We start from the raw sequence: 12,887 nt of genomic DNA, 5'->3' as shown, positions 1-12,887 counted from the left end.
GCCGGTGCACACGTTCTCGCGCAACCGAGCACCGCTCGAATTTCCGGTAAGCGGTTCAGGGCTGCGACCGGGGGCATCTCGGTGGTGCCGGGGTTCGCGAAGCAGACGCGCACCCCGGACTCCACCGCGGCGAGCAGCCCCCAGGTGTTCTGGCCCGACGGCTCGACGACCCACAACCCGGGCATGACCGACCGCCACTGGAGCGGCGGCCTGGTCCGCGTCGGCCACACCGACCCCGGCGAGGCCGAGCGGCTACTGCTCGCCAGCCTGCCCCGGTGAATTCCACAGGTCGCAGTTGTGCTCGGCGCCGATGGCGTGGTCGGAGACCAGGGTCGACCCGCCCGTGCGCAGGGACATCACCTGGTCCGAGCCGTTGAAACTGGGCCAGGCCGTCCATCCCGCCGCGCCGGGGCGGCCGTCCCGCACGAAGGCTCCCCAGGCGTCCACCATGTCCCGGGCCAGTCGACGCTCGGCCGCGTTGAAGGTGGGGGCGATGGGGGTGCCGTTGTCGAAACTCGGCCACAGGTAGGCGAGTTCGGCGGCATGGCCCGCGCCCCAGACGTAGCCGGGGATGGGCGTGAGGCCGGGACCGTCGCGGTGGTCGAACTCGTACGCGTAGGTGCGGGTGTAGCGGGCGAAGGTGTGGACGAGATCCCGGTCGGGGCAGCCGCCGACGCGGGCGACCAGGCCGGCGTCTGTGTAGATCGCGCCGGCCTGGTAGGCCGCCGTGAACCTGTCGGAGTCGGCGGGCCACGGATAGCGCGCGAGCACGGTGTCGGCGCGGTCCGGGAAGGCGGCTCGCACGAATGCCTCATACGCCTCGCGGGTCTGCCCGAGGAAACCGAGCGCGAACGTGCGTCCCTCGTCTCGGTTGGCGCCGACAACCACCGGCACCCTGGCGAAGTTTCCGGTGTGCACGGCGAGGTCCGGCGCCTGCGGCAGCGCTGGCACGCCGTGCACGAACTCCGCGCCCACCTGGGTGTCGACCAGCCGGCTGGCCGGAATCGCACGCAGGCACGCGACGGCGGTGGCCGGATCGGTGCAGCCGAGTGCCTGCGCGGCGCTGGTGCCGGACGTCTCGGCCTGGGTGAGGGTCTGGCTGTAGCAGGAACCGCTCTGGATCATGGCAGCGCGGAACAGGCCGCGTGAGCCGGGCGCGGTCAGGTGGGCGCAGACCGACCAGCCGCCGGCCGACTCGCCGCCGATTGTCACCTGCCGTGGGTCGCCGCCGAATGCGGCGATGTTGCGCTGCACCCAGCGCAGCGCGGCCTGTTGGTCGAGCAGGCCGTAGTCGCCGGACTGCCCGGCCCCTTCCGCCGTCAGGCCGGGATGGGCGAGGAAGCCGAAGGCGCCAAGCCGGTAGTTGATCGTCACCACGACGGCGCCGGTGCGGCTGGCGATGAGGCTGCCGTCATGCTGGTCGGAACTGCCGTTCTGCAGGCCGCCACCGTGGATCCAGAAGTACACCGGTGCCTTCTGGCCACTGTGGACGAACGAGGGGCGTTGGACGTTGAGGAAGAGGCAGTCCTCGGTCTCCGACCGTGGCCCGTTGCCGCTCGCCGCGGCCGCGCACCGGTTGCCGTAGGCTGTCGCCTCGCGCACCCCCGGCCAGCTGGTCGCCGGCTGCGGTGGCCGCCAGCGCAGCTGGCCGACCGGCGGCGCCGCATAGGGGATGCCGAGGAAGCTGTCCACGCCGGCGGTGTCACTGCCGCGCAGCAGGCCGGTCTCGACCCGCGCGACGGGGGCCGGGTGGTCCGGGGCGGCCGCCGCGGGGACGGCATTGGCCAGCGTCAGCACGCCGCCGAGCAGCGCGACCACGATCCCTTTCCACATCAGTGCCTCCTGCGGTTCGACGAGCGGTCAGCCGGCGGCGACGATCCGCCACTGCTGGTTGGCGCTGCTGCTGTCGCTCCACTGGCCGAGGGCACTGCCGCTGGCGGTGCGCCCCATGCCGTCGATGAACTTGCCGGTGGCGCGGTTCTTGATCCGCACGTTGTTGGCGTCGGTCAGCACTGTCCACTGCTGGCTGGTGGCGTTGGTGTCGGCGGACTGGCCCACCGCGGCGCCGTCGGACGTGCGGCCCTCGCCGTCGAGGTAGAGGCCGGTGGCGCGGTTCTTGATCCGCACGTAGTTGCCGTCGTTCTCCACAGTCCACTGCTGCTGGTAGCGGCTGGCGTCGCCGTTCTGTTCATCGGCGTCGGCGCCGCTTGCGCCGTCGACGTACAGGCCGGTGGTGGCGTTGACGATCCGGACGTAGGTGCCGCCGCCGCTGCCGATGCCCCAGGCGTACCGGAGGCGGGTCAGTCCGGTGGGGTTGACCAGTGACAGCGTTGTGTTCGCGCCGGTTCCGGTCCTGGTGGTGAGGCTGTACCAGTCGCCGTCCCGCAGGCCGGGCCAGTACACGCTGCCCATGCCGAGTCTGCGGAGTTCGCTGCTGACGCCCCTGACGTAGTCGGCGAAGAAGGAGCCGCTGGGGATGCTGTAGTCGACGCTGTCGTAGTGGACGCCGTTCTTGCTGCCCGGGCCCATCGGCGCGCCCCACTCGGTGGCGACGGTGCGGTCGGCGTAACCGCCGATGTAGCCGGCGATGTGGTTGGCCCACTCGGTTTCGTCCTCGTAGCCGGCGAAGAACGAGTAGTCGTGCACGGCGAGCAGGGTGTTGTCGAGGCGGTGATCGCTGCCGACGGCGGCGACGTTCTGGGCGTCGCCGGTGCCGTCGAGGATCACTCGGTCGCGCGGGATGGCGGAATAGCGAGTGAGCCAGTCGTTGTAGGTGTTGTCGAGGCTGGCGGCGGTGTAGGCGTACGGTTCGTTGATGACCTCGAAGTAGGCGTTGGGATTGCCGCCGTACTTGGCGACGACCTTGTCCCACATCTGGTAGAACGCGGTCGTGCTGGCCGGTTTGCCGCCGCTGTAGGCCCAGTACGCGAGGATCACTCGGCCTTTGGCGAGGGCGGTGTCGATGGCGCCGGTGTAGGTGCCCCAGTAGTCGGCCACGGTGGGTTCGTTGATCGGCATGCGGACAGTGTTGGCGCCGGTGATGGCGTACATCTGGCCGACGACGCGGTCGGCGACGGTCGCGGCGGAGGCGTAGGTGTCCGAGGAGCTGAGCCCGGAGACGTAGAGGACGCCGTTGACGAAGTTGTCCCTCTGGTCGGCCCAGTTCACACCACGGAACTGGCTTGTTGACGCGTGGGCCTGGTGCTGGCCGGCGATCAGCGTTCCCGCGGCGAGCAGAAGCACCGCCACCGCCTTCGACGCGATCGATCTCATCGGTCATTCCTCCCGCGCCGACATCAGTGCCGTGAGGACAACGGCGATCTGACGGACCGTAGCAGGATCGCCGACAGGCGTGCGCTCCGCGCCAGGTCACGTTCCCGTACGGCGTGAAAGTTCCACGGCGCCCACGAACCAGGCGTTCTCGACTGACGTGCGTCTTCGACTCGATTCGACGGCGGCGACCGCGTCGGCACGGTGGACACCTTCCGACTGAGCTTGTAGTTCGAGGCCAGCGACCGAAGGGAAGTGGGCGAATGCACGAGAAAGCACGATGGATCCGCGGCGTCGCCGGGCTGGTGGTGATGGTCCTCGGCGCCGCCGGTGTCACCGGGCAGGCCCCCGCCGCGACGACGGCCAGCACCAGCACCACGGTTTCCGTCAACGCGACCGGCGGGCTCGGGACGATACCGTCGAACGCGATCGGCCTGAACACCGCCGTCTACGACGGACACATGAACGACCCGGCGATCCCCGGGCTCGTCAAGGCCGCCGGCATCACCGCCCTGCGCTACCCCGGCGGTTCCTACTCCGACATTTACAACTGGCAGACCAATGTGGCCCAGGGCGGATACGACGCACCCAACACGAGTTTCGCCGACTTCATGAAGACCGCTCAGGCCACCGGCGCGAACCCGATCATCACCGTCAACTACGGCACCGGAACCGACGCGCTCGCGCAGGCGTGGGTGCATGAAGCCGACGTCACCGACAACTACGGCATCACCTACTGGGAGGTGGGCAACGAGGTCTACGGCAACGGGACCTACGGCGCCAATTGGGAAGCCGACAGCCGCTGCACCGACGCGTCGGGCAAGCCGGTGACGGTCGGCAGCGCGCCGGCGCAGACCTACAACTGCGGGCCGGCAACTTACGCGTCGAACGTGCTGAAGTACATCACGGCGATGAAGGCGGCGAGCCCGAACATCCACGTGTGCGCGGTGCTGACCACGCCCGGATTCTGGCCGGACGGCGTGACCAACCCGACCACGAGTCCGCAGCCCTGGAACCAGACCGTGCTGTCGGCTCTCGGGGCCAAGACGGACTGCGTGATCGTGCACTACTACCCGGGCGGGTCGACCACGGCCGGGATGCTGACCGATCCCGACGACATCCCCGGCGTCATGTCGACGCTGCGCTCGCAGATCAGGCAGTACGCCGGCGTGGACCCGGCCGGCGTGAAGATCGTCGTCACCGAGACCAACTCCAGCATCGACCTCGACACACAGCCGGCCGCCCTGTTCGGCGCGGACATGTACATGAGCTGGCTGGAGCACGGCGTGACCAATGTGGACTGGTGGAACGAGCACAACGGCCCGGGCACGCCGAGCGTGGTCAACGGCGCGCAGGACTACGGCGACCAGGGGATCTTTTCCAATGGCGCCAACGGAAGTGGCGTCACCGAGCCGGCGGTGAACACCCCGTTCTCGCCCTACTACGCGATCCAGATGCTGTCCAGGCTGGGCTCGCCGGGTGACCAGATGGTCACGTCCTCGTCGGCGAACCCGTTGGTGCGCACCCACGCCGTCCGCCGCGCGAACGGCAGCCTCGACGTGCTGATCGACAACGAGGATCCGAGCACCACCTACTCGGTCGGCCTGAACTACAACAACTTCACGCCCTCCGGATCGCCGACTGTGTTCACGCTGGCCAACAATGGCACGTCGATCACCAGCACCACCCAGTCGTCGGCGACGTCGGTCACCGTCGCGCCGTACTCGCTGACGGTGGTGCAGGTGCCGGGCAGCGGCGGAACCGGCACCACGGCTCCGGGTGCACCCGGACAACCGACGGTGTCGAACCTGACGTCCAGCGGCGCTGTGCTGAGTTGGCCGGCGGGGACCGCGGGCAGCTATCCGATCGCGCGGTACGACGTGTATTCGGGCACCTCGGTGGTCACCACGACCACCGGCACCTCGGTCACCCTGACCGGGCTGACGATCGGCTCGACCTACACCTACAACGTCGTCGCCGTCGACACCCACGGCAACGCGTCGCTGCCGTCCCCGCCGGTGACCTTCACGGTGCCACCGCCGGCCAACAGCAGCTGCGCCGTGCACTACGAGGTCACCAGCAGCTGGAACGGCGGGTTCGGTGCCAGCATCACCGTCACCAACCGAGCCGCCACCGCCGTGAACGGGTGGAACCTCACGTTCGCCTGGCCGGACGCCGGTGAGGCGGTGCAGGCGGGCTGGAACGGAACGTGGAGCCAGACCGGCCAACAGGTCGCCGTGACCAACGCGGACTGGAATCGCACCATAGCCTCGGGTGGTTCGGTGTCGCTCGGTTTCAACGGCACGGACACCGGAGCAGCTCCGGCGCCGACCGCGTTCTCCCTCAACGGCACCGTATGCTCCTCGATATAGCCGCGTGGCCGGTGCTCCCGGAGCGGAGCACCGGCCACCCACCGAGCGTCGCCGCGCCGGTGACAGCGCGGCAGAACCCGGTGGACTATCCGGTTGCGCAGGCGGCGCCGTTCAGAGTGAACCCCGCGGGTGCGGCCGTGTCGCCGGTCTGGCTGGCCTGGAAGCCGATGCTGGTGGACCCGCCGGCGGGGATGGTCGCGTTGTAGCCGAGGTTGGTGGCCGTCACCTGGCCGCTGGTCGGGCTGTAGGCGGCGCTCCAGCCGGAGGTGATGGCCTGCCCGGCCGGCAGGGTGAACGCCAACGACCACCCGGTGATCGCCGCGCTACCGGTGTTGCTGATGGTGATGTTCTCGGTCATGCCGCCGCTCCACGAGCTGATGGCGTCGGTCACCCGGCAGGCTGCCGGTGCGCCGGGCGTGGTGGTCGTGGGCGGCGGCGTGCCGGAGTCGAGCCCGAAGAAGTGGATCGCGTACCCGGCCATGCCGGTCGAGGGCAGCACATGCCCGGCGCCGGCGATGCTGTACGCCTCGACGTCAACCTTGCCCGCGCTGTCGGCGAAACGCCACCGGGTCCAGCCGGACTGCGGGGTGTCGGTGGACGTGGGTGTCCGGCCGAGCCCGAACACGTTGGTCCACTGGTCGATCTCCTGCTGCAGCTCGGCGTAGTAGACCAGGTTGTCCGCGGTGCCGTGCCACAGCTGCACGCGCGGCCGGGGGCCCGTGTAGCCGGGGTCGCCGGCTCGCGCCAGATCGCCCCACTGCTGCGGCGTCTTGTTGATCCGTCCCGACGCGCAGTTGCTGGCTCCCGGTGAGGGGATGTAGTCCGAGGCGTCGACGAAGCAGCCGAAGGGCACGCCCATGAACGCGGCGCCGGCCTTGAACACGTCCGGGTAGTCGCCGAGCATGATGTTGGTCTCCATGGCGCCACCGGAACTGCCGGTGACGTACACACGGTCGGGATCGCCGTGGTAGGCCCGCTCGGCGTAGGTGACCATCGACATCAGCGACACCGGGTCGCTGCCGCCGCCGCGCACCTTGGCCTGCGCCGACCAGGAGTCGAAGCAGTTGTACATGTGCGTGGCGGACGGGTAGACGACGACGAACCCGTACCGGTCGGCCAGGCCGGCGAACTCCGATCCGGAGTAGAACTGCGGCCCGGAGCCGCCGCACGGGTGCAGCGCCAGCACGATCGCCGGGTGGGCCGGCGCGCTCGCGGGCACGTAGGAGTACATCTGGAGATTTCCGGGATTGGGCCCGAAGTCGGTGACCTGGGTCAGCGTTGCCGCCGACGCCCGCGGCGCGCTCGCGGCCATCGCGCACGCCGCCACGATCACGGCCCCGGAGCAGATGCCGGCGAACGCCTTGACGAACGGTCTCATCTCGCTCCCTTCGCTCGACTTCCCCGGAGGCCGAGACCGCCCGGGTGCCGTGCCGCGAAGAGTGCGTCCGACGCACCAGGGCGGCAACACCGGACAACCCGGATGCGGCCGTCGGCGTCGCCGCGGTGGGCGACTTGTCGCAGGTCATCAGGTTGCCTGTTATCAAGTTCCCTGACATCGATTCCGGGAAACTTTCACGGCGGGCGCTCACCGTTCGACCAATCGATGCCGATGGTGTGCTCGCCGAGGTGTCCAGTCCGGCCGGCCTTCAGCAGAATGACGAGGTGAGCGCGTCGAGGCGGGGTCGTCCCACGGGCCCGACCGGGCCGGTGATCGGCCGTGCGCTCCAACTGCTCGACGCGTTCGACCCGCAGCACCGCGAGCTGTCGCTGAGCGAGCTCGCCCGGCGGGCACACCTGCCGTTGTCGACCGCGCACCGCCTGACGCACGAGCTCTGCGTGTGGGGCGCTGTCGAGCGCGGTGACGACGGACTGTACCGGATCGGGTTGCGGTTGTGGGAGCTCGGCTCGCTCGCGCCGCGCGGTCCGGGCCTGCGCGAGGTCGCGTTGCCGTTCCTCGAGGACCTCTCCCGGAGCACCGGGGAGAACGCGCAGCTCGCGGTCAGGGAAGGCCTGGAGCTCGTCTTCGTGGAGCGGATCGCCGGCTCCGGTGCGGTGCCGGTGCTCACCCGCGTCGGCGGCCGGTTCGCCCTCACCGCCACCGGCGTCGGTCTGGTCCTGCTCGCGCACGCCCCCGTCGAGGTGCAGGAAGAGGTGCTCAGCGGCCCGTTCGAGCGGTACACGAGCAAAACCCTCACCCACCCCGCGCAGCTGCGCCGATTGCTGGCCGACGTCCGGTCGAAGGGCTTCTCGATCAGCGACCGCCAGGTCACGATGGACGCCCTGTCGGTCGGCGCGCCGATCCGCGACGCACGCGGCGAGGTCGTCGCGGCGGTGTCGCTGGTCGTGCACTACGGCAGTGCCACGCCCCGCGCGCTGGCGTGGCTGGTGCGCACCAGCGCACAGGCCATCTCGCGTGCCCTGCCCGGCTGAAGGCTTCCATTTTCCGGAAAGCCCACTACGGAACGAGCCCCCGTCTCGGGCAGCCTGTGACTCCCCAGTCGGATAGGAGCGTGCGATGACGAGCATCCCGCGCGACCAGTGGTATGTCGCCGCCTACGGCGCCGAGATCGGGCACGACCTGTTCACCCGCACTGTCTGTGGCGAGTCGATCCTGTTTTGGCGCACCCGTGACGGAGCGGTGACGGCGGTGCCGGACCGGTGCGTGCACCGGCGTTTCCCGCTGTCGCAGGCGCCTTCCCGGCTCGTCGACGACCAGGTGGTGTGCGGCTACCACGGTTTCACCTACGACGCGGGCGGCAGGTGCGTCGCCGTGCCCGGGCAGAGCCGCATCCCGCGCACCGCCCGGCTGCTGCCCTACCCGGTCGTGGAACAGGACTCGTTCGTGTGGGTCTTCATCGGTGATCGGGCGAAGGCGGAGGCGTCGCGGATCCCCCGCGCGCCGTGGCTCGTCTCGCCGGACCACACGACGGTCGCCGGCATGGAACCGTTGCGCGCCAGGTACTCTCTGCTGGTCGATAACCTGTTGGACCTCTCGCACGAGACGTACCTGCACGGTGGGTACATCGGCACGCCGGAGGTCGCCGCCACGCCGATCACGACCGCGGTGGACGAGCAAGCCGGCATCGTCCACGTCTCGCGGCACATCGACGACGCGGAGTGCCCGCCGTTCTATGCGAAGTCGACCGGTCTGCGCGGCCGGATCGCGCGCTGGCAGGACATCGAGTACACGCCGCCGTGTCTCTATCTGTTGCACAGCCGCATCGCGCCGGTCGGGTCCGTGCCCGGCCCGGACGGTGCCGACCCGGACGCGTTCCACGTCGAGGTGGTGTACGCGATCACGCCGGAGACCGAACACTCCACGCACGACTTCTGGTGCGTGGCCAGGGACTTCGCACTCGGCGACGAGGAGGTCTCGACCTTCCTCGCCGAGAGCAACCGCACGGTCGTGCTGCAGGACGTCGAGGCGCTGAACGTGCTCGAGCAGGTCATCGCGACCGAGCCGGCGGGCTGTCAGGAACTGTCGATCAACATCGACACCGGCGGGCTCGCCGCGCGGCGTCTGCTCCAGCGCCTGTGCGCGGCGTCATGACCGCACCCTCGGGTGACCGCGTGGTCCGCGTCCACTGGGTCCAGGGCACCGACCGGCTCCGCGCGGTCTGCCACTGCTCGGCCGAGCGCGAGTTCGAGGATCCCGTCGAGATGTGGGAGTGGCTTCTCGGCCATCCCGTGGGACACGCGTCGTGAAGCTCCTGCTCGAGAGCAAGGAGGCGATCGCTGACGGCGTGGTGCTCCTGACGCTGCGGCATCCGGAAGGCCACCCGCTGCCGGACTGGACGCCGGGCGCCCACATCGACCTGGTCCTGCACGGGCTGGTCCGCCAGTACTCGTTGTGCGGTGACCCGCGTACCACCTCGATCATGCAGGTCGCCGTGCTGCGCGAGTCGTCGTCCCGTGGCGGCTCGCGGCACGTGCACGACGTTCTCGTCGCGGGGCAGCTGATCGAGGTGCACGGCCCGCGCAACCACTTCCCACTCGTCGAGGCGAAGCGTTACCTGTTCATCGCGGGCGGCATCGGGATCACGCCGATCCTGCCGATGATCGCGCAGGTCGCGGCCGCGGGCAGCGACTGGAGGCTGGTCTACGGCGGTAGAACCCGGCCGTCCATGGCGTTCCGCGAGGAGCTGGAACGCCGTCACCCCGGCAACGTCGAGATCCGACCGCAGAACGAGCACGGCCTGCTCGACGTGCGGGCGTTGTTCGCCGAGCCCGACGACGACACCGCCGTCTACTGCTGCGGACCCGAACCCCTGCTGGCTGCGGTCGAACAGCACTGCACCGCCGGCGCGCTGCATCTCGAACGGTTCGCGCCGAGGACCGGCGCGCGCGACGGGCCGTGCCAGGAGTTCGACGTTGAGCTGGCCCGGACCGGCGCCGTCCTGGGGGTGCCGGCCGACCAGTCGATCCTCGAGGCCGTCGAACGTTCGGGCGTGTCGGTGCTGTCGTCGTGCCGGGAAGGAACGTGCGGCACGTGTGAGACGGCGGTGCTGTCCGGTACGCCCGACCACCGCGACTCGGTGCTGACCGATGAGGAGCGCGCCGCGAACGACATGATGATGATCTGCGTGTCCCGGTCCTGCTCGCCGCGCCTCGTGCTCGACCTCTAGGTCGTTTGCGAACTCGCGGCGATCAGCACCGGATCACCGTAGGGTCCATTGCTGGTTGGCTTGTCCGTTGCACGACCACAGCTCGATCTTCGTGCCGTTGGTGGTGCCCTGGCCGGTTGCGTCGAGGCAGAGGCCGGACTGCGCGCCGGTGATGGTGCCGTTGGCGTTGACGGTCCACTGCTGGTTGGTTTGTCCGTTGCAGTCCCAGATGATCGCTTGTGTGCCGTTGGCCGTGCCCTGTCCGGATGCGTCCAGGCATTTGTTTCCGTAGATCGTCAGTTGTCCGCTGGCGGTGACGGTCCAGGACTGGCTGGCCTGGTTGGCGCAGTCGGCCAGCCGCGCTTGTGTGCCGTTGGTGCTGGACACGTCCAGACACCGGCCCGACTGCGTGCCGACGAGCTCCCGGCCTTGTGGCACGACGGGGTCGCCGATGCTTCCGGGCACGGAGCGCAGTGCGGTGAACCAGGTCGCGGCCATCTTGTCGTAGCCGGTGGCGGTGGGGTGGACACCGTCGACGAGGTCGGCGGCGGTCAGCGCGGCGTGCATGTCCACCAGGTGCACGTGCTTGCCCGCGGCCGCCTTGCTCTGCACGATGCCGGGGATCGCGGCGTTGTACCTCTGGCCAGCCTGCTCCTGCCCGGCGTTGGCGATCGGGATGATCGTCGCGACGAACACCTCGGCGGCCGGCACGGTCGCGGTGATGTGGTCGATCAGCCCGGACAGGCGGTTGGGGGCATTGGCGACGTCGAAGTTCTGCAGGACGTCGTTGGTGCCGATGTGCAGCAGCACCGTGTGCGGGGTGGTGTTCCGTAGCCAGGTGACGACGTTCGCGTCGATCTGGTCGATGCGCCACCCGGAGTGGCCCTCGTGGTCGTGGTCGCCCAGCGCCGGCGGGCCGTTGAACAGCGAACCGACGAAGTCCTCCCGGTAGTTGCCGGCCACGAATCGCTGCCAGAGTCCGATCCGGTAGCCGCCGGGAGTCTGGATGCCGTCGGTGATGGAGTCTCCCAACGGCATGACGCGCACGCCGCCGTTGGATTCGGCGACGGCGGGACCGGAGCTCAGCAATGCACCGGCAGTCAGCGCCGCCACAACCGTGACGAGCCATTTGAGCCCTGTTCGCATTGAATCTCCCTTCGGGGGGCACGAGGTGGTGCGGGTGAAATCCGATGCTCCGGACGCGCGGAACCGGGTACGGCGCGCGGCAGGCGCCGTACCCGGTTCCCGTTCGTCCGTTGGCCGCCCGGTCAGCGGACGACGGACGGGATACGCAGGGTCCATTGCTGGTTGGCCTGGCCGTTGCACGACCACAGCTCGATCTTCGTGCCGGCGGTCGTGCCCGCGCCGGTCGCGTCGAGGCAGAGACCGGACTGCACGCCGGTGATGGTGCCGTTGGCGTTGACGGTCCACTGCTGGTTGGCTTGTCCGTTGCAGTCCCAGACGATCACCTGGGTGCCGTTGGCCGTGCCCCGGCCGGAAGCGTCCAGACACTTGTTGCCGTAGGCCGTCAACTGCCCGCTGGACGTGGCCGTCCACAGTTGACTGTCCTGGTTGGCGCAGTCGGCCAGCTGCGCCTGCGTGCCGTTGGTGCTCGAGTCGTCCAGGCACCGTCCCGACTGCGTGCCCACGATCTGCTTGCCACCGGTCGGCGGCGGGGGCGGTGGGGGCTGGTTGGAGTCGAACTGGGTGAAGAATTTCCAGACTTCGCCGGAGGTCCAGGTGTGCCAGCCGTCGCAGGTGCAGCCGTCGATGGGGCCGGGGTCGTGGCCGGCGCCGTCGAAGGCGGCCCACTCCACCGGGTACCCGGCCTTGCAGCCGGTGTAGGTGGTGGTGATGTGGGTGAGGCTGCCTTGGGCGGGTTCGGGTGGGTTTTGTGGTGTGCAGCCGTTGGCGTGGACGAAGGTGTCGCGCAGTGTTCGTCCGTTGGCGATGGGTAGGACGTTGTCGCGGAGGCCGTGGAGGCCGATGTAGGCGATGGGTTGGGTGCCGCCGTTGCAGCCGCTGAGGTTGGCGCCGGAGTAGACGGCGACGGCGCGGAAGGTGGTGGGGCGGGCGCAGGCGAGGGCGTAGGTCATGGCGCCGCCGTAGCTGAAGCCGCCGGCGAAGAGTTGGGTGGTGTCGACGCAGAGGCCGCCCTCGAGTTGTTTGATGATGTCGTCGACGAAGGTGATGTCTTGGCCGCCGGGGTTGGCCCAGCCGTTGTTGTTGCCTTGGGGGGCGACGAAGATGGTGGTGTTGCCGGCGGTGTCCGCCAGTCGCCTGAGGCCGTAGTAGGACCAGTTGTAGCCGTCGGTGCCGCCGGAGTCGACGTCGTTGGCGGTGCCGCCGACCCAGTGGAATCCGAAGATCAACCGGTAGGGGTGGTTGTTGTCGTAGTTGGCGGGGGTTCGGAGGATGTAGTTGCGGTTCTGGCCGTTGCTTTGGATGGTGTGTGTGCCGCTGGCCAGGGTGGGGGCCTTGCCGCAGCCAGCGGTCGCAGTGGGTGTGGCGGCCTTCGCGGGCGGTGCGGCGGCGGCCTGAGCGGCGCCGCCCGCGGCCAGTACCAGTGCCGCCGCGGCCGCGATGAGCCCCAGCAGCGGTCTACACCTGGACATCACGAACCTCCGTATGACGACCGGAC

Annotated in this window: 11 protein-coding genes; 6 read left to right on the top strand and 5 right to left on the bottom strand. The window is 69.5% G+C overall.

Annotated features, from left to right (window positions below):
• Positions 1-84: 84 nt before the first annotated feature.
• Entirely contained in the window at positions 85-279 is a 195-nt protein-coding gene (locus BCF44_RS57105) for a hypothetical protein (RefSeq protein WP_211353609.1), read from the top strand.
• On the opposite strand, the gene BCF44_RS49810 is transcribed toward BCF44_RS57105, so the two are convergent.
• A complete protein-coding gene (locus BCF44_RS49810; protein ID WP_116181605.1) occupies positions 253-1,833 on the bottom strand; it encodes a carboxylesterase/lipase family protein in 1,581 nt (526 codons plus the stop codon). The two genes, BCF44_RS57105 and BCF44_RS49810, sit on opposite strands and share 27 nt — an antisense overlap.
• Positions 1,834-1,860: 27 nt before the next feature.
• Positions 1,861-3,273, bottom strand: coding sequence for an RICIN domain-containing protein (locus BCF44_RS49805; RefSeq protein WP_116181604.1), 1,413 nt, complete (start codon positions 3,271-3,273; stop codon positions 1,861-1,863).
• A 260-nt stretch (positions 3,274-3,533) separates the two neighbouring features.
• On the opposite strand from BCF44_RS49805, the gene BCF44_RS49800 reads away from it, so the two are divergent.
• Positions 3,534-5,642 carry a cellulose binding domain-containing protein gene (locus tag BCF44_RS49800; RefSeq protein ID WP_116181603.1) on the top strand — a complete coding sequence of 703 codons (2,109 nt, stop codon included), beginning with the start codon at positions 3,534-3,536 and terminating at the stop codon, positions 5,640-5,642.
• Between the two features lie 85 nt (positions 5,643-5,727).
• On the opposite strand, the gene BCF44_RS49795 is transcribed toward BCF44_RS49800, so the two are convergent.
• Positions 5,728-7,020, bottom strand: a complete 1,293-nt coding sequence (locus BCF44_RS49795) for an extracellular catalytic domain type 1 short-chain-length polyhydroxyalkanoate depolymerase (protein WP_116181602.1) — start codon at positions 7,018-7,020, stop codon at positions 5,728-5,730.
• 284 nt (positions 7,021-7,304) lie between these two features.
• Between BCF44_RS49795 and BCF44_RS49790 the strand changes: the two genes are divergently transcribed.
• The 4 genes from BCF44_RS49790 (at position 7,305) to BCF44_RS49775 (ending at position 10,267) form a co-directional block, all read left to right on the top strand.
• Positions 7,305-8,072, top strand: a complete 768-nt coding sequence (locus BCF44_RS49790) for an IclR family transcriptional regulator (protein ID WP_379801644.1) — start codon at positions 7,305-7,307, stop codon at positions 8,070-8,072.
• Positions 8,073-8,157: 85 nt separating this feature from the next.
• A complete protein-coding gene (locus BCF44_RS49785) occupies positions 8,158-9,192 on the top strand; it encodes an aromatic ring-hydroxylating oxygenase subunit alpha (RefSeq protein WP_116181601.1) in 1,035 nt (344 codons plus the stop codon).
• The gene (locus BCF44_RS49780; RefSeq protein ID WP_116181625.1) at positions 9,189-9,347 is read left to right on the top strand and encodes a hypothetical protein; all 159 of its coding nucleotides are present in this window, start codon (positions 9,189-9,191) and stop codon (positions 9,345-9,347) included. Before BCF44_RS49785 ends, BCF44_RS49780 begins: the two co-directional genes overlap by 4 nt.
• The gene (locus BCF44_RS49775) at positions 9,344-10,267 is read left to right on the top strand and encodes a PDR/VanB family oxidoreductase (RefSeq protein WP_246016265.1); all 924 of its coding nucleotides are present in this window, start codon (positions 9,344-9,346) and stop codon (positions 10,265-10,267) included. The genes BCF44_RS49780 and BCF44_RS49775 overlap by 4 nt, the downstream gene beginning before the upstream one ends.
• A gap of 33 nt (positions 10,268-10,300) precedes the next feature.
• Here BCF44_RS49775 and BCF44_RS49770 read toward each other — a convergent pair whose 3' ends face one another.
• Together BCF44_RS49770 and BCF44_RS49765 are read right to left on the bottom strand one after the other, a co-directional pair.
• Entirely contained in the window at positions 10,301-11,392 is a 1,092-nt protein-coding gene (locus BCF44_RS49770) for an SGNH/GDSL hydrolase family protein (protein WP_116181599.1), read from the bottom strand.
• Positions 11,393-11,514: 122 nt separating this feature from the next.
• Positions 11,515-12,861 carry a ricin-type beta-trefoil lectin domain protein gene (locus BCF44_RS49765; RefSeq protein ID WP_116181598.1) on the bottom strand — a complete coding sequence of 449 codons (1,347 nt, stop codon included), beginning with the start codon at positions 12,859-12,861 and terminating at the stop codon, positions 11,515-11,517.
• Positions 12,862-12,887: the final 26 nt, after the last annotated feature.

This window comes from Kutzneria buriramensis, assembly GCF_003387475.1.
GTDB lineage: Bacteria > Actinomycetota > Actinomycetes > Mycobacteriales > Pseudonocardiaceae > Kutzneria > Kutzneria buriramensis.
This window is presented reverse-complemented; position numbering and strand designations above follow the sequence as displayed.